The sequence below is a fragment of the Catellatospora chokoriensis genome (assembly GCF_011297315.1).
Classification (GTDB): domain Bacteria; phylum Actinomycetota; class Actinomycetes; order Mycobacteriales; family Micromonosporaceae; genus Catellatospora; species Catellatospora citrea.
In genome coordinates this window covers 213,823-233,587 of the sequence record NZ_JAAOTI010000015.1, presented here as the reverse complement: position 1 = coordinate 233,587, position 19,765 = coordinate 213,823, and the positions used below count along the sequence as shown (strand labels likewise).

Below are 19,765 nucleotides of genomic sequence, written 5' to 3'. Positions count from 1 at the left end.
AGCGGGGTCGGGAGGGCGGGTCGACCGGGCGGGTGGGGCGGGTCGGGGAAGGACCCGCGGCGGCGGTCCGCTCAACCGCCGCCGCGGGTGGTCTGTCAAGCGGTGCGCAGCCAGGCGGAGGCGTCGGCGGGCAGTCGGCCGTCGGTCAGGTCGATGCTGGTCAGCAGCACCTCGGTGTGCGGGGGCAGGTCGACCGGCTCGGTGGACAGGTTCACCACGCAGGTGAAGCCGCCGGGCCGGGTGAACGCCACCACCGCTTCGGGGGTGTCCAGCCAGGTCATCGGGCCGTCACCGAGCCCGGACTCGTTGCCCCGGATGGCCAGCGCCGCCTGGTAGAGGCGCAGCATCGAGCCGGGGTCGGCCTGCTGGGCCTCGACGGTCAGGTGCGCCCAGTCGGGCTGCGGCAGCCAGGCCGGGGCGGCACCGGACGGGCTGAACCCGTGCGACGTTCCGGACGACGACCAGGGCAGCGGCACCCGGCAGCCGTCGCGGCCCGGGTCGGTGCCGCCGGAGCGGTGGTAGATCGGGTCCTGGCGGGTGTCGTCGGGCAGCCGCTCGACGTCGGGCAGGCCCAGCTCCTCGCCCTGGTACACGTACACCGAGCCGGGCAGGGCCAGCGTCAGCAGCGCCGCCGCGCGGGCCCGGCGCAGGCCGAGCGCCGCGTCGGTGGGCATGAGGTGGCGGGCCTGACGCAGCGCGTGCTCGAAGCCGGTGTCGGTACGGCCGTAGCGGGTCACCGTACGGGTGACGTCGTGGTTGGCCAGCACCCAGCTGCTCGGTGCGCCGACCGGCGCGTGCGAGGCCAGCGTCGCGTCCACGCAGTGGCGCAGCGACTTCGCGTCCCACGGGCAGCCCAGGAAGTGGAAGTTGAACGCGGCGTGCATCTCGTCGGGGCGCAGGTACAGCGCGAACCGGTCGATGTCGGCCAGCAGCACCTCGCCGATGAGCGCCCGCGGGGCGTCGTACGAGTCGGCGATGACGCGCCACGACCGGTAGATGTCGTGGATGGCGTCGCGGTCCTCGAACGGGTGCGGGGTCGGCGGCGCGGACGGGTCGAAGTCGGCCAGCGTCGGGTCCTTCACGCACAGCGCGGCGGAGTCGATGCGGATGCCGTCGATGCCGCGGTCGAACCAGAACCGCAGGATGTCCTCGAACTCGGCCCGTACCAGCGGGTTCTCCCAGTTCAGGTCGGGCTGCTCGGGGGCGAACAGGTGCAGGTACCACTCGCCGTCGGGAACCCGCGTCCAGGCGGGGCCGTTGAAGATGGAGTTCCAGTCGTTGGGCGGCAGCTCGCCGTGCTCCCCCCGGCCGGCCCGGAACCAGAACAGGTCCCGGGCCGGTGAGCCCGGCCCCTCGGCCAGCGCGCGCTGGAACCACGCGTGGGCGTCGGAGCAGTGGTTGGGCACGATGTCGATGATGATGCGGATGTCGCGCTCGTGCGCCTCCGCGATCAGCAGCTCCGCCTCTTCGAGGGTGCCGAAGGACGGGTCGATGTCGCGGTAGTCGGCCACGTCGTAGCCGGCGTCCGCCATCGGCGACGGGTACCAGGGGCTGAACCAGATCGCGTTGATCCCGAGCTGGTGCAGGTACCCGAGCTTGGCGCGGATACCCGCCAGGTCGCCCACCCCGTCGCCGTTCGCGTCGGCGAAGGAGCGCGGGTAGACCTGGTAGATGGCGGCGTGGTGCCACCAGTCGCGGGTGTCGTTGTGGAACACGGGTACCTGCCTTCAGTGATTCGCAGTGGGTCCGGTCAGAAACCGCTGTTACCGGGGCCGCGGTTGAGCGTGTAGCCCAGCCGGTTGATCAACCCGCCGCTCGCGGCGCCGGAGACGGTGACGTACGTGACGTACGCGCTGCCCGCGGCGTTGAGCTCGATCCCGTACGTCCCGGCGCCGTTGACGGTGACGTGGTCGAGCGTGAGGTTGGTGATGTTGCGCTGGAAGCTGAGCAGGATGCCCTGGTACGTGGAGTCGATGATGTCGACGTCCAAGACCTGGACCGGGGCCGTGATGTCGGTGGCCTCCGCGTAGATCCACAGGCCGCCCAGCGACGAGTTCCAGTTGCGCTCGAAGCTCGACGTGCGGGTCAGCGTGTTGCGAGCCACCGTGGTGGTGTTGCTGAACGGCAGCGCCCCGTGCCAGGTACTGATGGCGATGCCGGACCCGGCGTACACCGAGTCGCTGATCAGGTTGTCCTCGATGCGGTTGCCGTTGCCGCCGTAGATCGCCGCGCCGTTGGCCAGCATCGGCAGCGCCACCGTGTTGAAGGTGAACGCGCTGCTGGTGACCGGTGCCGAGTTGGACCACATGGCCAGCGCGTCGTCGCCGGTGTTGCGCAGCGTGCTCTGGTCGACGCGCACGTTGGTCGCGCCGCCGTTGACGTTCACGCCGTCGGCGAAGATGTTGCGCAGCCGGGTGCCGACGACGTACAGGCCGTTGGTGCCGGTGGACGGCCACATGCCGACCTTGGTGTGCTCCAGCCAGACGTTGCTGACCAGCGAGCCGGTGCCGAAGTTGCCCTCGATGCCCGCGTCGAACGCGCTGTCGTCGCGGTAGCGCACGTCGCCGGCCAGGGTGAAGTCGGCCAGCCGCACGTTCGACCCGGTGGCGAAGAAGCCGCCCTTGCCGTTGGTGCCCTTGATGACGGTGTGCCACACGCCCGCGCCGCGCAGGCTGACGTTCTGGATGTTGAGCCGCGCGTTCGTGACGAACGAGCCGGCCGGCACCCACAGGCCCTTGCCCTGGCTCTGCGCCGCCGAGATGGCGCTGTTGAACGCGTTGGTGTCGTCACCGCTGTCGTTGGCGACGGCCCCGTAGGACGTCACGTTCAGGAAGTCGGCCGGGGCGGACAGCGCCGCCGGGGCGACCTCGGCCTCGATCAGGTCGATCGTGTAGTAGGCCGCGCTCGACGAGGCGTCCTTCTGCAGCTTGATGACCGTGCCCGCGGGGTACGTGGTGCCGAGCAGCACCCGCACGTCGTCGAAGAACCGGTGCGGCTCGCCGCCCGCCGGGTTGTTGTTGTACGGGTACGCCCCGTACACCCAGCTGTATACCGAGCTGAGGCTGACATCCTGGATCTTCGTGCTGCCCGCGTACAGGGCCAGCGGGTTGGTGTTGCCGGTGCCCGCCGCGTTGTCCGGGATCGAGTAGCGGATCACGAACGCGTTGGCCGGCTTGGTCAGCGTGACCTGCACGTACTGGCCGGTCGAGGACAGCTTCACGGCGCGGCGGCCGGACGCCTCCGACGGCTCGGACAGGTAGGCCCGGTTCGGCCCGATCAGCGCCGCGTTGGTGCTGCCCGACTCCGCCTCGTAGACGGTGTACGGCAGGGTCGCGCCGCGCGTGGCCAGCGCCGTGCCGCTGCCGACGGTGACGTTGTCGAGCAGCACGTTGCCGGAGTCGCCGGAGTCGTACTGGAACCCGATGATGTTCAGCCCGGCGCGCAGGGTGAGGCTCTGCGCGGCGTTGAGCCAGCCCGAACCGGCGGGCAGCGACAGCTGGCCGGTCTTGAGGTCGTTGACGTAGACCGACACGGTGCGGGCCGCCCCGTTGGTGTTGGTGTAGCGCAGCGTCACCGTGGTCGCCCCCGCGGTGGTGGCGTTGACGGTGCGGATCACGCGGGCCCCGGCCGTGGTCAGGCCGGACACGTAGCCGCTGCCGGTGTAGCCGCCGGTGCTGGTCGCGGCCGACGCGCCACCGGAGAGGAAACCTGTCTCCAGCTCGTAGCTCACGCCCGTGGGCGGCGGGGTCGGGCTGCTGCTCGGGGTCGGCGTCGGGCTGGGCGGGGTCGTCCCGGACACCGTGACGTGGTCCAGGTTGATGTTGCCCGAGTCGGTGCTGTCGAACTTCAGCGCGACCGCGTTGTTCCCGGCGTTGAGGGTGACGGCCTCGGCGACCGTGCCCCAGGTGTCCCAGTTCGCGGTGGCCGGCAGGTTGATCTGGCGCAGCTTGCCGCCGTTGACGTACAGCGACAGGGTCATGTTCGCGCCGGTGCCGTTGGCGTAGCGCACGGTCACCGTGGCGGTGCCCGCGCTCGCGACGTTCACGGCGAACGACGTGTTCGCGTTGCCCTTGTTGCCGTCGGTGTAACCGCCCACGAAACCGGAGCCGGTGAAGCCGGGGTGGTCCGTGGCGACGGTCGCGCCGCCGGACAGCGAGGCCGACTCGGCCTCGTACTGGCCCGCGGGCGGTGCCGCGATGTCGGCCACCGTCAGGCTGTCCAGGTTGACGTTGCCCGAGTCGGTGCTGTCGAACCTGTACGACACCGTGCTGTTGCCGTTGCCCAGGGACACGGTCTCGACCTGGGCGCCCCAGGTGTCCCAGTTGGCGGTGGCGTTGAGGCTGATCTGCTTGACCTTGGCCCCGTTGACGTACAGCGACAGGGTCTTGGTCGCCGTGGTGCCGTTGGCGTAGCGCAGCGTCAGCGTGCGGTTGGCCGTCCCCGACACGTTGACCGTGAACGTCAGGTTGGCATTGCCCTTGTTGCCGTCGGTGTAACCGCCGACGAACCCGGAACCGGTGTAGCCGGTGTGGTCGGTGGCGACCACGGTCCCGCCGGACAGCGCGGCCGATTCGGCCTGGTACGTCGTGGTGGCGGCGGACGCGGGCAGGGCCGTGAGCAGGCCTGCGCCGAGGGTGAGCACGGCCGCGGCGAGCGCGGCCAGCAGGGTGCGAGCGGGGATGCGTGGAGCGGTGCGATGGTGCAGCGTCATTGCGTACTCCCTTCACTTGCGTCGGTGTGTCCCCCGTGGCGGAGCAGCACCGACCGGCCCCCGGGCATGGCGGAGCCGGGCGGCGATGCGTGAGCGGATCTCGCTCCGGACCGCCGCCGGGCAGCGGCGGCCGGAAGTCTCAGCTGTGCCGGATCAGCCCTTGATGGCTCCCGCGGACAGGCCGTTGAGGATGCTGCGCTGGAAGACCATGAAGATGACGACCATCGGGATGCTGGCGATGGCCAGCCCCGCGAACATCTCGTTGTTGGTGACGCGGCCGGTGCTGGCCAGGCGGCTCAGCGCCACGCTGATCGTCTGGCCCTCCGCCTCCTGCAGCACCAGCAGCGGCCACAGGAAGTCCTTCCACGATCCGATGATCGCGAAGATGGAGACCACCGCCAGCACGGGGCGCGACAGCGGCAGGATGATGTGCCACAGCAGCCGCAGCCGGCCCGCGCCGTCGATGCCCGCCGAGTCCAGCAGGTCGTTGGGGATCTGGTCGAAGAAGCGCTTGAGCACGTAGATGTTGAACGCGTTCGCCGCGCCCGGCAGCCACAGCGCCCACGGGGTGTTGAGCAGGTTCACCCCGAACACCGGCACCTCGGCCACGGTCAGGTAGGCGGGCACCAGCAGCGCCGCGGCGGGCAGCATCAGGCTGGCCAGCATGCCGCCCAGCACCACGTTGCCCAGCACGGGCCGCAACTTCGACAGGGCGTACGCCGCTGCGACGTCGACGATCAGCTGGATGAGCCAGCCACCCAGCGCATAGAACGCCGTGTTGACCAGGTAGCGGCCGATCTCCAGCCGGTTCCACGCCTCAAGGTAGGTCTCCGGGTGCCACTCGGTCGGCCACAGCGTCGGCGACGGCTGCGCCAGCTCGATCGGGGTCTTCATCGCGCCGGTGATCATCCAGTACAGCGGGAAGATGAAGATCAGCAGGAAGAGCACCGCCATCACACCCAGGACCAGGCGGTACACGAGACGGCCGTTGCCGCGGCGCAGGTCGGCGTCGGAGATCAGGGATCGCGTCAGGGAACTCATCGGGGATCCTCTCAGTCGGCCTTGCGGGTGAGCCGCAGGTAGAGGGCCGAGAACGCGCCGAGCACGATGAACAGCAGCACGCTCATCGCGGCGGCCATGCCGAAGTCGTGGTTGATGGTGAAGGCGTACCGGTAGATCAGCACCATCACCGTGATCGTCTCGGGGTTGGTGGTGCCGGTGAGCTGGAACGGCTCGATGAAGACCTGCATCGTGGCGACGATCTGCAGCAGCAGCAGGACCAGCATGATGAAGCGCATCTGCGGGATGGTCACGTGCCGGATGCGCTGCCAGACCGAGGCGCCGTCGAGCTCGGCGGCCTCGTACAGCTCGCCCGGGATGCCGGCCAGGCCGGCCAGGTACATGATGGTCGCGCCGCCCATGTTGGCCCAGGTCGAGACCAGCACCAGCGAGATCATCGCCATCTTCGGCGACTGGTTCCAGTCGGAGGTGGGCAGGCCGACGCTCGACAGCACGGCGTTGAACAGGCCGTTGCCGGGGTCGTAGAAGTACTGCCAGAGCAGCACGCTGACGATCGGCGGCAGCATGACCGGCAGGTACACCGCGAACCGGAAGAAGCCCTTGGCGTGCCGGAACTCGTTGATGACCAGCGCCAGCACGAACGGCACCGCGAACCCGAACAGCAGCGCCAGGCCGGTGAACTCCAGCGTGTTCAGCCAGGCGGTGGCGAACAGCGGGTCGTCGAGCACGGCCGTGTAGTTGTCCATGCCGACCCAGATCGGGTCGGTGACGAAGTTGTCCTGCTGGAAGCTGAGGATGATGCCCTTGACCAGCGGATACCAGGAGAACAGGGCGAAGCAGAGCAGGCCGGCGGCCAGGAAGGCGTACGCCTGGAGGTTGTCCCCGATCCTGCGGCGCAACCGCGCCGCGCGGGCCGAACCCGGCCCACCGGGCGCATCGGCGCGCCCCGTCCCCCGTGTCACCGCTGCCGAGCTCTGCGGCGCGATCACCGTCATCGTCGTGCTTCCTTCCCTGCTGCGCTGAACCTCGGGCAGGTGGGTCCCGGACCCTCGCCGGTGGTCGTCCTGCCGGACTCCCACCGGCGCCCCCGCGGCCCGGGACCCTACCGCGTCATTTGACGGTCGACAGGATCTGGTTGACCTGCTTCTCGGCGTCCGCCAGCAGCTTGCTGATGTCGGCGTTCTGGTCCGTCAGCACCTTCTGCATGGCCGTGTCCAGCACCGCGTAGATCTGCTGCGCCAGCGGCGGCTCCAGCTTCAGCGGGATGGTGGTGGCGGTGGCGAGGAACGGCCCGAAGTTCTCCGACGGGATGTTGGCGTGCTTCTTGGTCGCCTCCTCCCACTTGGCCAGCGAGGCGCCGGTCCAGATGTTCGGCTGCGGGAGACCCACCGGCTGGCCCTTGCCGGCCGCCTTCTCGTTGTCGGCCGCGATGCGGTCCGGGTCGAGCGCGCCGCCCTTGAAGGACAGCCAGGTCAGGCCAGCCTTGATCTTCTCCGGGCTGAGGCCGGCCTTGAACATGTAGCCGTCGCCGCCGCCCAGGGTGCCCTGGCCGCCGGGGATGCCGCCGAGCCCGAAGTCCTCGTACTTGGCCTTGTACTGGTTCACGATGACGGGGAAGTTGTCCGCCGAGCCGATGTACATGCCGAGCTTGCCCGACGCCATCATCTGCAGCAGGTCGGCCCACTCGAGCAGCTGGCGCTGGCCCATCGTGTTGTCCGTCCAGCGCATGTCCTTCAGCTGCTGCAGGACCTGCTTGCCCTTGTCGTTGTTGAAGGCGGCCTTCCAGGCGTCGCCTTCCTTGACCGCCACGTCGCCGCCGACGGAGTACATCTCGGCGGTGAAGTGCCAGCCACCCGTGTTGTTCTTGCTGTAGTCGCCGTAGCCGACGGTGCCGCTGCCCAGTGCCGTGATCTTCTTGGCCGCCTCACGGACCTCTTCCCAGGTCTTCGGCGGGCTGGCCGGGTCGAGGCCGGCCTTGGTGAACAGCGTCCGGTTGTAGACCAGGCCCAGCGAGTAGTTCGCCACCGGGACGCCGTAGATCTTGCCGTCGCCGCCGGTGAAGACCTTCATCAGGTCCGGCTTGACGTCCTTGATCGACGGGAAGTCGGCCAGCTGCGCCGAGATGTCCTGCACCTGGCGCTTGGCGATCAGGGCCGCCGGGTCGGTCAGGTAGACGTAGAAGACGTCCTCCAGCTGGCCGCCGGCCAGCTTGGTGGCGAACGTCTGGGGGTCCATGAACCCCTCTTTGGCGTCAATCTTGATGTTCGGGTACTTCGCCTCGAACGCCTTGACGTCGGCCTCGAAATTCGCGCGGTTGACCGCGTCCGTCGCCGGGGGCATCCCGTTGACGGTGATGGTCACCGGACCACTCGGGGTCTCCGGCTCATCGCCGGCGCAGGCCGCGCCGAGCATCGTCGTGCCGGCCACCAGCGCGAGCGCCAGCGACTTGCCGAGCAAACGTCGGTTCATCGGTTCTCCGATCCCTTCTGTATGCACACTCCGGACCTCAGCCGGCCCGGCGGCTCCGGCAGCGGCGAGCGCTCCGGGTTTGTTAATCGCGCATTGCGGCCGCGTCGCTCGGGGGTTACAGCGCCGTGGCGTGAGCAGAAGGATAGGCGCGCTCGCGCCCGGAAGTCCAGAGGATGACGCAAAAACGTGATCGCTTGTTTGCCATCCACTTGCACAGTCCCGCAAGTTCGTGACTCATCGATATGATCACTCAAGAAGGGCGCGACCTGCGCGATCCCTAGATCGCCGCCGCCCCGCCGAGCCCGCCCCGCCTCAAGATCTCCCGACTTGCCCAGCAGTTGTGCGCATCTTGCACACCCACAAGCCCACGCACCAGGCAACTCGGACGATCACCCACCCACCCCCGGGCCCGGACCCGCACCCATCCCCGGGCGCAGCTCTTAAGGAGGCGCGCCTTCACGAGGGTCGTGAGGGCGCGACTCCTTAAGAGTTGCGGCAGGTGGGAGGCCAGAAGTCGGCCGCCGACGGGCTTGGTCGACGTTGTGGTGACGGTGCGTTCCGGGCGCAGGCGCGGGGCAGTGACGCGCACGGGGGGCGGGTGCGTGGTGGTCGGGGCTTGCCGCCGGCGGCGTTGCGGGCGGGGACCGGGGTGCACGGGTGGGCCTAGGCGGGCACCGGGCACGGGCCGGTGGTGCTGCGGACGATCAGCTCGGGGTCGAACAGCACCTCTTCTGCCGCCGCCGGACGGCCCTCCAGCTGGGACAGCAGCGAGATCACCGCGGCGCCGGCCATGGCCCGCACCGGCTGGCGCACCGTCGTCAGGGGCGGGTCGGTCACGCCCATGAAGGTCGAGTCGTCGAAGCCGACCACCGACACGTCGTCCGGGACCTCCAGGCCCTGCTTGCGCACCGCCCGCACCGCGCCGAGCGCCAGCGCGTCACTCGCGCAGACCAGGCCGGTGCAACCGGCGGCCAGCAGCCGGTTCGCCGCGCCGCGGCCGCCTTCCACGGTGAACACCGTGTGGTCCACCCAGCGCCGCCAGCGGGTTTCGCCGCGTTCCTCCCAGAACTTCGCGAACCCGGCCAGCTTGCGGGCCGACGGCACGTGCCCGACCGGCCCCAGGATCAGCCCGATCTTCTCGTGGCCCAGCCCCGCGAGGTGCGCGAGCGCCTGCTCGGCCGCGCCGGTGTCGTCGACGCAGATCCGGGCCACGCCGAGGTTCTCGTCGGCCGCGTTGATCAGCACTATGGGCAGCCTGCGCTCGGTCAGCTGCTTGATCGCGGCGGGCCCGGCGTCGGCGTAGCTGCTGCCGACGAACACGATCCCGCCGACCTGCTGGGCCAGCAGCATCTCGATGTAGTGCGCTTCGGACACCCCGTCGGAGGTGCGCGTGCACAGCACCGGCACCAGCCCGCGCTGGATCAGCGACACCCCGATGACCTCGGCGAACGCCGGAAAGATCGGGTTGCTGAGGTCGGGCACGACCAGCCCGATCAGCCGGGCGCGCTCGCTGCGCACGGGCTCCGGCCGGGCGAAGCCGAACACGTCCAGCGCCGTCAGCACCGCGTCGCGGGTCGCCTGGGACACCCCGGGCTTGCCCCGCAGCACCCGGCTCACGGTCGCCTCGGACACGCCCGCGAACTTCGCCACCGCCGAAAGCCTGCTCGTCGTCACCTCCGGGATCTTACAGCAAGTAGTGCAAAAACCAAGACGTCCTGCGCAACCCGTTGCACGCTCAGGAACGCCCAGCTCACGGTGGGTCAGGCAGGCGGACCGAGGGAGAGGGCGAGGCGCAGGACGGCGTCGCGGAGCGGCAGGAGACGCCTGGCCTGGGACATGCGGTTGACCATCAGGGCTGTCGCGGCCATGCGCTGGGTGGGGCGACGGCGTTCGCGGTCGTAGGCCCGCAGCCCGTCCGCCACGTCGCCGCCGGACAGGCACCGGGCCAGTGCGACCCCGTCGATGATCGCCTGACACGCGCCCTGGCCCAGGTCGGGTGTCATCGCGTGTGCCGCGTCGCCGAGCAGCGCCACGTTGCCCGCCGTGTACGACGGCAGCGCCGGGGCGAGGTGGTGGATGTCGTGCCGGATGACGTGCGAGGTGGCGTACCGGTCGAGCACCGCCGGGATCGGATCGTGCCAGCGACCGAAGACGCGGCGCAGCTCGTCGGGGTCGTCGAGGGCGGGACGGTGGTGCTCGGGCGCGGTCAGCACGGCGTACCAGTTGGTGCGGCCCGGACCCTGCGGGGTGACCCCGAACCGGGCGCCGACTCCCCAGGTCTCGCCACCCACCTCGGTGTCCAGGTCGGCCGTGCCGCGCCAGACGGTCGCGCCCGCGTAACGCAGGCCGTGCCGGTCGCCGAACAGCGCCGTGCGGATCCGGCTGCCGATGCCGTCGGCCGCGACCACCACATCGTGGTCGCGGCGCAGCGCGGTCACGTCGTCGACGGGGCAGCCGAAGCTGACCACGCCGGCGGGCAGCGCCTGGCTGAGCACGCCGAGCAGCGCGGGCCGCGACACCAGGTGGACCGGCTCGCCGTGGCGTTCCCGGACCTTGTCCATGTCGAGGGCGACGATGCGCGACCCGTCGGGCCGGCGGATCGCGCCGCTGCGCTGCGGCAGCCCGGCCGCGCGCACCGCCCCGCCGACGCCGAGCTCGTCGAGCGCGCGCAGCGCCGACGGCCAGATGCCCAGACCGGTGCCGGTGGCCGGCAACGTGTCGCCGCGCTCGTACACGCAGACCTGCCACCCCGCCGCCCGCAGCCCGATGGCGGTCGCCAGACCACCGATGCCGCCACCCACGACGGCCGCCGTTCTCGTCATGCCCCGAACGTACTACATCTGTAGTGTCCACGACTACAGCTGTAGTATGGATCTCATGTCCGATCGCAGGGAGCAGGTGCTCGACGCCGCCATCGCCGTGCTCGGCACGAAAGGGCTGCGCGCGCTGACCCACCGCGCCGTCGACGCCCAGGCCGGACTGCCGGAAGGCTCTACGTCGAACAGCTTCCGCACCCGGGAGGCCCTGGTCGGCGGCATCCTCGACCGGCTCGTGGAGATCGAGACCGTGGTGTGGCAGCGCCTGGCCGGCCAGCGCCCGCCCGGCTCGCTGGACGAGTTCGCTCAGCTCATCGGAGATATGGTGCGCGAGGTCACCGGCCCGGCAAGGGCGCTGACGCTGGCCCGGCACGCGATCTTCCACGAGGCGGCGTTCCACCCGGGCCTGCAGGAGAGGATCCGGGCGGCCCGGCAGCGGCTGGCGGCCTGGGGCGAACCGTGGTTGGCGCAGTTCGGCTCGACCGCGCCGCAGGCCGACTACCTGACCGTGCTCGCCCTGCTCGACGGCTTGGTGGCCATCCAGCTCGCCTGCCCGGAGCCGGACTTCGACCCGACGCCGTCCATCCTCACCACGCTGCGCGGCATGACCATCACGTGATCTGCTCAGCGAAGCCGTCCGGGCCGACGGCCGACGGCGCGGTGGGTCAGTCGCGGCCGAGCCAGGTGGTGACGCAGGCCTCGTTGCCCTCGGGGTCGGCGAGCACCCGGAACGCGGGCGCCTCCTTGTCGTAGACCACCCGCCCGCCGGCGGCGACGGCCGCCGCGACCCGGCGGTCGGCCTCGTCGTGTGGCACCGAGATGTCCAGGTGGATGCGATTGCGCTGGGTGCGCGGCCGGTCCATCTGCTGGAACCACACCGTCGGACCCTGACCGTACGGATCGACGACAGCGGCCCCCGGATCGTCGTCCACCGCGGCGTAACCGAGCACCGCCAGCCAGAACGGGCGCACCGCGGCGATGTCGAGCGCGTCGATGGCGATCTCCAGCAACTGCACGGCGCGCGGCGACCCGCCGGCGGCATCGGTCGGGTGCCCCGCCGCGGTCAACGCGGCCGACACCCGCACCGCCAGCTCGGTCTCCCGGCCGGTCACCCGCATCGCGCCGGGCACCTGCACCGTCAGCAGAACTCGATCGCCACGCAGGTCGAGCAGCAGCCGGCGCTCCGCCCCCGGACCGGCCGCCGCCACCGCGAGCGAGGCCACCTCCGCCGCCTGCGCCAGCGACGACACCTCGACGGCGGTGCACAGCGAGCCGAGCACGAACCGCCAGCCGTGACCGGTGACCGCATCGGACGCCTGCTGCCGGGTGAGGACCGCTTCGCTCATGCCCCGATGCTGCCAGGGCGCGGGACGCGCGTACAGCGTTCATGCGGTCGACTCGGGTAGCCTTGCCCGCCATGAGCGGTGGGCAAGGGCAACACGACGATCCACTCGACCGACTGGCGGCCGAAGAGGACTGGAGCCGCCGCGCCAAGGCGGTCGAGAACCAGGTGGCACGCGAACGGCGCATGCCGTCGCTGCGACCGGCGCGCACACCGCGACCCCGGCGCGACCGCGAACCGAGGGGCGGAATCTCCCTCATCTTCGTCGCGCTCGTCGTCGTCATGCTGGTCAGCGCCGTGGCGGCGTGGACCGGCGTCGGGCATCCGTCACTGGTCGTGTTCTTCTTCGTGCTCTCCGGCTGGCTGGTCACCCTCTGCCTGCACGAGTTCTCCCACGCGCTGACCGCGCACCGCGGCGGGGACCACACCGTCGCCGAGAAGGGCTACCTGCGGCTCGACCCGCGCAAGTACGGCCACCCCGTGCTCACGCTGCTGCTGCCGATGCTGTGGCTGCTCATCGGCGGGCTGCCGCTGCCCGGCGGCGCCGTGATGATCGAGACTCACCGGCTGCGCAACCGCTTCCGCGACGCGCTGGTCTCCGCGGCGGGTCCGGCCGTGAACATCGTCGCGTCCATCGTGCTGCTGGCGGCCGTGGCGCTCGGCGGCCCGGCCTTCCTCAACTGGGACGCGCCGCACCTGACCTTCTGGGCCGGGTTGACGTTCCTCGCCTACCTGCAGGTCGCGACCGCGATCCTCAACCTGCTGCCGGTGCCCGGCCTGGACGGGTACGGGATGATCGAGCCCTACCTGTCCCCCGGCGCACGCCACGCGGGCAACAAGATCAAGCCGTTCGGCATCCTGATCGTCTTCGCCCTGCTGTACTTCCCGCTGGCCCGGGGCCTGTTCGGCGACGCGACCGTCTTCTTCCTCGACGTCTCCGGCGTGCCCCGCGAACTGGCCGCCTACGGCAACTACCTCTTCCAGTTCTGGAAGAGCTGGTGACGCACGGCAGCTGAAACCATGTGAGAGCCGGCGGGCGACCGCGCCGTCATCCGCCGGGTCTCGACCTACCCATCCCGGGTGGTCAGAGGTCGAACTCACCGTCCTTGGCCGACCTCAGGAAGGCCGTCCACTCCGCACGGCTGAACACGACGACGGGCTCGGTCGTGCGGGCCCGGCGAACCCGCACCTCGTCGTCCGCCATACCCACCTCGACGCAGGTATTGGAGTCGCAGCTGGACGGCACACGCCATTCGACGTGCCGCTCTTCCGATGTCATGGGCTGACCCCTCATCGGTAGTTGGCAGCCCAGCGTACAAGGTGAAAACGCCGTCACGGATTCCGCGAAACAAGTTGGCACAACGCAGCGGGTCCGTCCGCGACGGGAACGGACCCGCTGTGGTCGACGTCAGTCGGCGATGAAGTCCCCTGACCTAATGCCCGCTATGAACGCGGCGAAGTCCTGACGGGTAACCCGGAGCACCGGACCCTGAGGATCCTTGGCGTCTCGCAATCCGATCTCGGAGCCGAACTGCGCCACCTCTACGCAGGCCGCATCGTTGCAGCGGCTGCTCCTCTGCCAACTGACCTGAGTCTCGACATTTGACACGCGGTAACACGGATCCCTTCTGGTATTCATCGGAATGGCCTACATACGCCGTTCCGTCTAGTTGTCGAACTCCGCCAGCAAGGCCGCGATACGGGCTGCGAGCAGGCGACTGGAGCGCTCGGCGCTGTACGATCTTCGCTCGATCGTGTCGAGGATTCGGCGATGTCTCGAAACCTCGTCCGATTCGTGAAGGATCTCGTCTTTAGCCCAGCTTTCGCGATACAGGACCGCATCCTTCTCACTGCCGAGTTCGAGAACGCTGAACGATCCGAGAGTCAAGATCATCCCTGCCAGCGAGAGGGGAATGATCCTCAAGACGATCGTTCCATCGGCTACGTGTCGCATCAGATGCTGGAGCTGTTCGATCGCGACCTCACGACCACCGGCAATGCGAGACAGCACCGACTCGTCGATCGTCAGCAAGTACGTCGGGCGTTCAGCGCGATCAAAGATGTGCTCGCGTCTACGGAGCCGAACCTCCAGCCGCGCCGCACGCTGATCGTCTGTGATCACCCCAAGCTCACCTGCCCAGAAGTTCAGAACCGCCTCGGCGTGTCGTGGCGTCTGCAGCACTCCCGGGATGAGAGCCGGAGAAAAGGCCCGGATCGTCGTGGCCTGGCTCTCGAACTGTATGAGCTGCATCAGCGCCGGTGTCAGCTGAGAGCGGTAACGGGGGGTGTCCCACCAGCCGGCGACGCGACGGCGCGCGGTCCTGGCGTCCTGCACGAGTTCGGCGACGGTGGCCGGATCGTTCACCTCGAGCATTTCCAGCAGGGCGCGTAGGTCCGTGCCGGAGACGGTCACCTCGCCACTCTCGATGCGCTGCACCTTGGAAAGCGACCAGTCGAGCGCCTCGGCGACCTCGCCCTGGGTCAGCCCCCGCGCATCACGACCACCACGCAGCGCGAGGCGGAGTCGACGGCGGGCCACAGCAGGCAGATCACCTGAGACCATGGCGGCCCTCCCGATCGTCTCCCGTTCCGTGATCTAGCTGTACAGCAGAGTGGGATGCCGCTGTGTGATGCAACGCACAGACGTTACACCGCGGCATCCCGGTTGGACACCACCGATGAAAAGCGATGTCAATTCGTGTCCGCGCGATACTCCATCGCCCGCACCAAACCGCGCCTGACCTGCTCGAACATCCGCTCGTCAGTGGTCGAGAACAGCAGTTGGCACATCCCTCGGTAGAACCCGCGCAACTCGTACGAGTGAGTCCTGGCCCCCCAGCAGCCTCGGGCGCCGACCAGGAACGCCGCGGCGATCGTCGCCGCGACCGACATCGCACCCGTGCCGAGCACCGGCCAGGCGGTCGCCGCGGCGACGCCGGCGGTGCCCGTCGCGTAGAGCCGGGTGGTGGTGCCACCACCGCCGCCCCGGCTGGACGGGACACAGACGATGTGCACCCCGTGCAGTCCGCTGAGCGCGAACCGGCGGGGTTCAGGCACGTACACCTGGAGGTACCGGTGGTCGATGTGCGCCGACGGACCTCGGTAGTAGACGGGCATCCTCCCTCTCCCTTGAACAGCCCTTGCAGGGAGGGAGTCGGCGGGGTATAGATGACATGAGACAGTCCTCCTTCCCTGCGTGGGACGAGGCCAAGAACGGCGCTCGGTGCCAGCCGGGCGCTGTTCCTGTTCCAGGAAACGTGATGCTTCCTTACCGCCCAGTATGGGATGGACACACGTTGATCGCCATACCGCACTCTGCGGTATGGCAGATTTGAACGAACATTAAAGTGAATCACGTCCCATCACGACCGCCCCACCGCCGATGGCCTGGCCCGCAACGCCTTCGGCCATCGGCGACGAGATCGGCGGTGGTCACATCTGCAGACCCTCCTCGATGGCCTTGAGCTTGTGCCGGGCCATGGCGAGGTTGGCGCGAGACCGGGCGAGCACCAGGTAGAGGAAGAGGCCCTGGGTGTTGCGGCTGGTCAGTGGCCTGATGACGTGATACTGCACGCCCAGGGTGATCAGGATGTCCTCGATCGTGTCCTTGAGCTTGAGCATCTCCAGGGTGCGCAGCTTGGCCCGGACCACGTCGGTGTTGCCGGCCGCGGCGATGGTCAGGTCCATCTCCTTGGAGCTGCCGAGCGCACCGAGCGCCATGCCGCTGGTGTAGTCAACGAGCGCGACGCCCACCGCGCCCTCGATCTGCATCGCTTCCTGCAGCGAGCTTTCCATGTCAGCCATGGTGGATCCTCATTTTCGTTCGACGAAGGGATGGTCGGTTGTTCAGCGGGTCTCTACGTGCTGGATGAGTTCTCCGATGCGCGCCGCGACGGGACGCGCCTCGTGGTGCAGGCGGGCGACGTTGAGCTCCCGGCCCGCGATGACGGTGAGCAGTGCCGACGCTCCGGCGGCGAAGACCGCCACGTAGCCGTTCGTGGCGGTGGTGACCGTCTCGCGAAACTCTCCCGAGCGCACCGCGGCGATGATCTGCTGCCCCAGGCCTAGCTGAGCGGCCGACATCGCGGCGAAGACCTCCGGCTCGATGCCGTCGGCGTCCTGTGCGATGAGCAGCCCGTCGACGCTCGCCACGAGCACACCGACCACGTGTGGCAGGCAAACGCGCAGCTCGCGTATCTCGGCGAGCACCGGACTGTCTGGGGCCAAGGGGATGACTCCTCTCTTCCTACCGCGTAGGAGCGTTCTCAGAAGGTCTCGTTTCACAGGGCCCCCAGCCCGGCGATGAGGCGGGTGAGGATCTGCTCGGACACGCGGGTGTCGGGCGTGCCGGCGAGTTCGGTGCGCCGGGCGGGTTCCTGCCGGATGGCGCGGCGCGGCAGCGGAATGTGCGGCGGCGGTTCGCCGACCGGTTCCGGCGGCGGGTCCGGCGCGGGTTCGGCCACGGGTTTCGCGTGCCGTGCCGGCTGCGCCGCGGGCGGGGCGGTCAGACCCGCGGCGGCCCTGGCCCGCACCGTGGCGACGGACTCCGCGGCCGCGGAGCCGCCGGGGCGGCCGGGCTCGACCAGACCGGTGCGGGCCATCCGGCGCACCTCGAGCATGACCGTGAACGTGTCGCGGCCGAGCAGCCTGGCCAGGTCGATGGGGCTGCGGCGGCGGTCGGCGTTGGCCACCACCTCCCACTGCAGCGCGGTGAGCGCGACGCACTGCGAGCGCAGCCGGCGCTGGGGCAGCACCGCCGCGGTGTCGATGGCCGCGTCGGGCCAGGCGTCGGCGAGCAGCCGCTTGCGCCGGTCCACCTCCTGGCACACCGTACGCAGGTCGACGGTGCGCAGGTGGCCGACCGGGTGGCGGGCCCGGTGCTCGAAGTGCGCCGACACCACCAGGTCGAACAGGAAGAACGCCGCGTCGTAGAGGGCGATCACGCCGAGCGCCTCCAGCTCGGTCTGGGTGACCAGCCCGGCGTCGACGAGTTCGGGCCCGATGCGGTGCTGGGCCCGCCCGGCGGTCACGGCGGCGCGCCACGCGTCGACGGGCAGCCGGCCCGAGGCGGTGAGCAGGCGTTCCACTCCGGAGGCGACGGGGGTTTCGGCGTAGGCGATCCGGCCGTCGACGACGTACACCACGCCGCCGGGCGGGTCGAGGATGCGCAGCGCGCCGGTGACCCCGGCCGCGCACCACGGTTCCAGGGACTCCCGCAGCAGCGGCGGGCGCGAGCTCTTCGACATGCGCCTGATCAGTTCGCGCTGAACTGGGCGGCGATGACGCTGAGCTGCCGCTGCGCCATGACCAGGTTGCCGACCGCGCGGTCGAGCCAGACGTAGAGGACCATGCGCGCTTCGACGTCCGTCGAGAGCAGGCGCATGACGTGGTATCCGTTGCCTGCCGTGATCACGATGTCCTCGACGTGTGCGGGCTGGCCGACCGTGGCGAAAGCGGCGGTCTGCATGGTGGCGTGGATCATGCCGACCGCGTCGGCGGGGGTGTCGTCGCGGCTGCCCGGCCCGCGCCCGGCCGCGCCGATGATCGAGCCACTGGGGAAGTCGATGAGGCTGGCGCCGTGGACGCCCTGGAGGGCCATCAGACGGTGAAGACAGTCGTCGATGTCAAGCACACCCGCTCCCCGGAAGAACATGACGCCACCCACGGCTCGCGCCACCACCGAGAGCGCCTGGAAACGCTGTGGTGGTAACGGGTAGCTCGATGAAGACTACAGCAGGTGACCGCGATAAAAGATGTTTCAGCTGAAAACTATTCGTTCGCAACTTCTGCCCGAAAGGGTCATTGAAGTCGTATATAGACGGTCCGACGGCAGGATGCCGAGGGACACTGCGCCGACCCCCGACCGTTCGGCAGGTTACGCACGTTCCACCTCGGCGAATCGCACACGTTGTCCGTCACTGTGGACTTGCGTCGCACGTCCGACTGTCCTATGGCGACGGCGGCCGTGTACGCCGAAAACCGGGCGGGCGGACCGTGTCAGGTGACACGGCCCGCCCGCCCGGTGCGGTGTTGCTCGTGGTCAGTGGGACCGCTTCGACTTGCGGCCCAGCCACCAGACGACGGTGACCACCGCCGCGCCGATGAGCCAGGGTCGCGGGTTGCGACGGACACGGTCCATCACGTCGCGGCCCATCTCCTCCCACTCCTGCGAGCTGGACGGCATCCGGTCGGCCAGGTCGTGGACGACCTCGCCCGCCCTGTCCTTGGCCAGCACCGCCGTCGCGGCGACCTGGTCCTTGACCTCACCGGCCTGCGCGGCGACGGTGCGGCCGGACGCGGCCAGCGTGTGCCCGACCTCGCCGGCCTGCGCGGCGACGGTGCGGCCGGACGCGGCCAGCGTGTGCCCGACCTCGCCGGCCTGCGCCGCGACCGTGCGGCCCGACTCGGCCAGGCTCTGCTTGAGCTGCTCCGCCGAAGCGGCGACTCCGTTGCTGTTCTTAGCCATTGAGCTGCCCTCCTATCGCGCTGAGCACGCCTGAAGGAACGGCGGCCCGCTGCGAACCGGATACCCGTGCGGCGATGCGCTAACCGCCGTCCGGAGCGGACATTCCGGCAAGTCGCGCGAGGGGTCAACGCGGGCGTACGCCGCTGACCGCCCAGGCGCGTGCGGTCAGCGCGACGGAGCCGTCCGCGGCGAGCGGCAGGCCGTCCCGCAGGCGGTCGCGCAGGGCGGCGCGGCGGTCGGCGGGCAGGGCGGCGACGTAACCGGGCGCCGGGCCCTGGCCGCCGAGGAACGGCGTCCAGAGGTCGCCGAAGTCGGCGAACACCATGGGCGTCTCGATCGCCCGCACCAGCACGTCGGCCAGACCGGCGCCGGTCCACAGGTCCCACAGCGGCTCGGGCCGGCACAGCGGGAAGCGGCGGCCCTCGTCGAGGTCGGCGGCGGCCGGATCGAGTGCGACGGCCGCGTCCCAGAAGTGCCGCAGCATCGCCATTCCCTCGGCGTAGTCCCAGACGTAGGCCGCGACCGTGCCGCCGGGCGTCGCGGCGCGCACGCACTCGGCGACCGCCAGGTCGGCAGCGGGCACGAAGTTGAGCGCCAGGCCGCTGACGACGGCGTCGAAGGCGCCGTCGGGCACCGGCAGCGAGCGGGCGTCACCGCTGTAGAACGTCACCCGAGGATCGCCGACGCGGGCCCGCGCGTGGGCCAGGAAGCCCTCCGCGGGGTCGACGCCGGTCACCCGGGACGGTTCCGCCGCCGCGAGCACGGCGGCGGTCAGCGCCCCGGTGCCACAGCCCACGTCCAGCCAGCTGCGACCGGGCGGCAGGGCCAGCAGGCGCACGAAGGCGTCCGCCAGCGGGGCGCTCCACCGGCCCATGTAGACCTCGTACGCGTGGCCGACCGCCCAGACATCCGTCACGCGATCGAGAATACGACCGCCGTTC

Annotated in this window: 20 protein-coding genes; 2 read left to right on the top strand and 18 right to left on the bottom strand. The window is 70.0% G+C overall.

Annotated elements, in window-relative coordinates; translation table 11 throughout:
* Nucleotides 1-95 precede the first annotated feature (95 nt).
* From HAV39_RS23560 to HAV39_RS23530, 7 genes are all read right to left on the bottom strand, one after another.
* On the bottom strand, nucleotides 96-1,715 hold the full coding sequence (locus HAV39_RS23560; protein WP_191841306.1) for a glycoside hydrolase family 13 protein: 1,620 nt from the start codon (nucleotides 1,713-1,715) through the stop codon (nucleotides 96-98).
* Nucleotides 1,716-1,750: 35 nt separating this feature from the next.
* A complete protein-coding gene (locus tag HAV39_RS23555) occupies nucleotides 1,751-4,711 on the bottom strand; it encodes a CBM35 domain-containing protein (RefSeq protein ID WP_191841305.1) in 2,961 nt (986 codons plus the stop codon).
* A gap of 153 nt (nucleotides 4,712-4,864) precedes the next feature.
* Entirely contained in the window at nucleotides 4,865-5,752 is an 888-nt protein-coding gene (locus HAV39_RS23550) for a carbohydrate ABC transporter permease (protein ID WP_191841304.1), read from the bottom strand.
* 11 nt (nucleotides 5,753-5,763) lie between these two features.
* A complete protein-coding gene (locus tag HAV39_RS23545) occupies nucleotides 5,764-6,726 on the bottom strand; it encodes a carbohydrate ABC transporter permease (RefSeq protein ID WP_191841303.1) in 963 nt (320 codons plus the stop codon).
* A 115-nt stretch (nucleotides 6,727-6,841) separates the two neighbouring features.
* Nucleotides 6,842-8,200 (bottom strand): ABC transporter substrate-binding protein, encoded by a 1,359-nt coding sequence (locus HAV39_RS23540; protein ID WP_191841302.1) that lies wholly within the window; start codon nucleotides 8,198-8,200, stop codon nucleotides 6,842-6,844.
* Nucleotides 8,201-8,863: 663 nt separating this feature from the next.
* The gene (locus HAV39_RS23535) at nucleotides 8,864-9,874 is read right to left on the bottom strand and encodes a LacI family DNA-binding transcriptional regulator (RefSeq protein ID WP_239120268.1); all 1,011 of its coding nucleotides are present in this window, start codon (nucleotides 9,872-9,874) and stop codon (nucleotides 8,864-8,866) included.
* Between the two features lie 86 nt (nucleotides 9,875-9,960).
* Entirely contained in the window at nucleotides 9,961-11,022 is a 1,062-nt protein-coding gene (locus tag HAV39_RS23530; RefSeq protein WP_191841301.1) for an FAD-dependent oxidoreductase, read from the bottom strand.
* Between the two features lie 55 nt (nucleotides 11,023-11,077).
* Between HAV39_RS23530 and HAV39_RS23525 the strand changes: the two genes are divergently transcribed.
* On the top strand, nucleotides 11,078-11,635 hold the full coding sequence (locus tag HAV39_RS23525; RefSeq protein ID WP_191841300.1) for a TetR/AcrR family transcriptional regulator: 558 nt from the start codon (nucleotides 11,078-11,080) through the stop codon (nucleotides 11,633-11,635).
* 46 nt (nucleotides 11,636-11,681) lie between these two features.
* On the opposite strand, the gene HAV39_RS23520 is transcribed toward HAV39_RS23525, so the two are convergent.
* Entirely contained in the window at nucleotides 11,682-12,362 is a 681-nt protein-coding gene (locus HAV39_RS23520) for a VOC family protein (protein ID WP_191841299.1), read from the bottom strand.
* A gap of 71 nt (nucleotides 12,363-12,433) precedes the next feature.
* On the opposite strand from HAV39_RS23520, the gene HAV39_RS23515 reads away from it, so the two are divergent.
* Nucleotides 12,434-13,360 (top strand): site-2 protease family protein, encoded by a 927-nt coding sequence (locus tag HAV39_RS23515; RefSeq protein WP_191841298.1) that lies wholly within the window; start codon nucleotides 12,434-12,436, stop codon nucleotides 13,358-13,360.
* Nucleotides 13,361-13,442: 82 nt separating this feature from the next.
* On the opposite strand, the gene HAV39_RS23510 is transcribed toward HAV39_RS23515, so the two are convergent.
* The 10 genes from HAV39_RS23510 to HAV39_RS23465 form a co-directional block, all read right to left on the bottom strand.
* A complete protein-coding gene (locus HAV39_RS23510; RefSeq protein WP_191841297.1) occupies nucleotides 13,443-13,637 on the bottom strand; it encodes a DUF397 domain-containing protein in 195 nt (64 codons plus the stop codon).
* 129 nt (nucleotides 13,638-13,766) lie between these two features.
* On the bottom strand, nucleotides 13,767-13,997 hold the full coding sequence (locus tag HAV39_RS23505) for a DUF397 domain-containing protein (protein ID WP_191841296.1): 231 nt from the start codon (nucleotides 13,995-13,997) through the stop codon (nucleotides 13,767-13,769).
* Nucleotides 13,998-14,024: 27 nt separating this feature from the next.
* Entirely contained in the window at nucleotides 14,025-14,921 is an 897-nt protein-coding gene (locus HAV39_RS23500; RefSeq protein ID WP_191841295.1) for a helix-turn-helix domain-containing protein, read from the bottom strand.
* Nucleotides 14,922-15,049: 128 nt separating this feature from the next.
* Entirely contained in the window at nucleotides 15,050-15,475 is a 426-nt protein-coding gene (locus HAV39_RS23495; protein ID WP_191841294.1) for a DUF6232 family protein, read from the bottom strand.
* 315 nt (nucleotides 15,476-15,790) lie between these two features.
* Nucleotides 15,791-16,162 carry a hypothetical protein gene (locus HAV39_RS23490; protein ID WP_120316371.1) on the bottom strand — a complete coding sequence of 124 codons (372 nt, stop codon included), beginning with the start codon at nucleotides 16,160-16,162 and terminating at the stop codon, nucleotides 15,791-15,793.
* Nucleotides 16,163-16,204: 42 nt separating this feature from the next.
* Nucleotides 16,205-16,585, bottom strand: a complete 381-nt coding sequence (locus HAV39_RS23485; RefSeq protein WP_191841293.1) for a roadblock/LC7 domain-containing protein — start codon at nucleotides 16,583-16,585, stop codon at nucleotides 16,205-16,207.
* 53 nt (nucleotides 16,586-16,638) lie between these two features.
* A complete protein-coding gene (locus HAV39_RS23480) occupies nucleotides 16,639-17,604 on the bottom strand; it encodes an ADAM 12 protein (RefSeq protein ID WP_191841292.1) in 966 nt (321 codons plus the stop codon).
* Nucleotides 17,605-17,612: 8 nt separating this feature from the next.
* On the bottom strand, nucleotides 17,613-17,990 hold the full coding sequence (locus HAV39_RS23475) for a hypothetical protein (protein WP_147432774.1): 378 nt from the start codon (nucleotides 17,988-17,990) through the stop codon (nucleotides 17,613-17,615).
* 408 nt (nucleotides 17,991-18,398) lie between these two features.
* Entirely contained in the window at nucleotides 18,399-18,824 is a 426-nt protein-coding gene (locus HAV39_RS23470; RefSeq protein ID WP_191841291.1) for a hypothetical protein, read from the bottom strand.
* A 124-nt stretch (nucleotides 18,825-18,948) separates the two neighbouring features.
* Nucleotides 18,949-19,740, bottom strand: coding sequence for a class I SAM-dependent methyltransferase (locus HAV39_RS23465; protein WP_239120270.1), 792 nt, complete (start codon nucleotides 19,738-19,740; stop codon nucleotides 18,949-18,951).
* Nucleotides 19,741-19,765: the final 25 nt, after the last annotated feature.

Excerpts from the sequence above, each read along its gene's own strand:
- HAV39_RS23525 (WP_191841300.1), top strand. The coding sequence starts at position 11,078 with ATGTCCGATCGCAGGGAGCAGGTGCTCGACGCCGCCATCGCCGTGCTC.
- HAV39_RS23510 (WP_191841297.1), bottom strand. The coding sequence starts at position 13,637 with ATGACATCGGAAGAGCGGCACGTCGAATGGCGTGTGCCGTCCAGCTGC.
- HAV39_RS23515 (WP_191841298.1), top strand. The coding sequence starts at position 12,434 with ATGAGCGGTGGGCAAGGGCAACACGACGATCCACTCGACCGACTGGCG.
- HAV39_RS23545 (WP_191841303.1), bottom strand. The coding sequence starts at position 6,726 with ATGACGGTGATCGCGCCGCAGAGCTCGGCAGCGGTGACACGGGGGACG.
- HAV39_RS23520 (WP_191841299.1), bottom strand. The coding sequence starts at position 12,362 with ATGAGCGAAGCGGTCCTCACCCGGCAGCAGGCGTCCGATGCGGTCACC.
- HAV39_RS23555 (WP_191841305.1), bottom strand. The coding sequence starts at position 4,711 with ATGACGCTGCACCATCGCACCGCTCCACGCATCCCCGCTCGCACCCTG.
- HAV39_RS23550 (WP_191841304.1), bottom strand. The coding sequence starts at position 5,752 with ATGAGTTCCCTGACGCGATCCCTGATCTCCGACGCCGACCTGCGCCGC.
- HAV39_RS23480 (WP_191841292.1), bottom strand. The coding sequence starts at position 17,604 with ATGTCGAAGAGCTCGCGCCCGCCGCTGCTGCGGGAGTCCCTGGAACCG.
- HAV39_RS23495 (WP_191841294.1), bottom strand. The coding sequence starts at position 15,475 with ATGCCCGTCTACTACCGAGGTCCGTCGGCGCACATCGACCACCGGTAC.
- HAV39_RS23490 (WP_120316371.1), bottom strand. The coding sequence starts at position 16,162 with ATGGCTGACATGGAAAGCTCGCTGCAGGAAGCGATGCAGATCGAGGGC.
- HAV39_RS23540 (WP_191841302.1), bottom strand. The coding sequence starts at position 8,200 with ATGAACCGACGTTTGCTCGGCAAGTCGCTGGCGCTCGCGCTGGTGGCC.
- HAV39_RS23505 (WP_191841296.1), bottom strand. The coding sequence starts at position 13,997 with ATGAATACCAGAAGGGATCCGTGTTACCGCGTGTCAAATGTCGAGACT.
- HAV39_RS23470 (WP_191841291.1), bottom strand. The coding sequence starts at position 18,824 with ATGGCTAAGAACAGCAACGGAGTCGCCGCTTCGGCGGAGCAGCTCAAG.
- HAV39_RS23530 (WP_191841301.1), bottom strand. The coding sequence starts at position 11,022 with ATGACGAGAACGGCGGCCGTCGTGGGTGGCGGCATCGGTGGTCTGGCG.
- HAV39_RS23500 (WP_191841295.1), bottom strand. The coding sequence starts at position 14,921 with ATGGTCTCAGGTGATCTGCCTGCTGTGGCCCGCCGTCGACTCCGCCTC.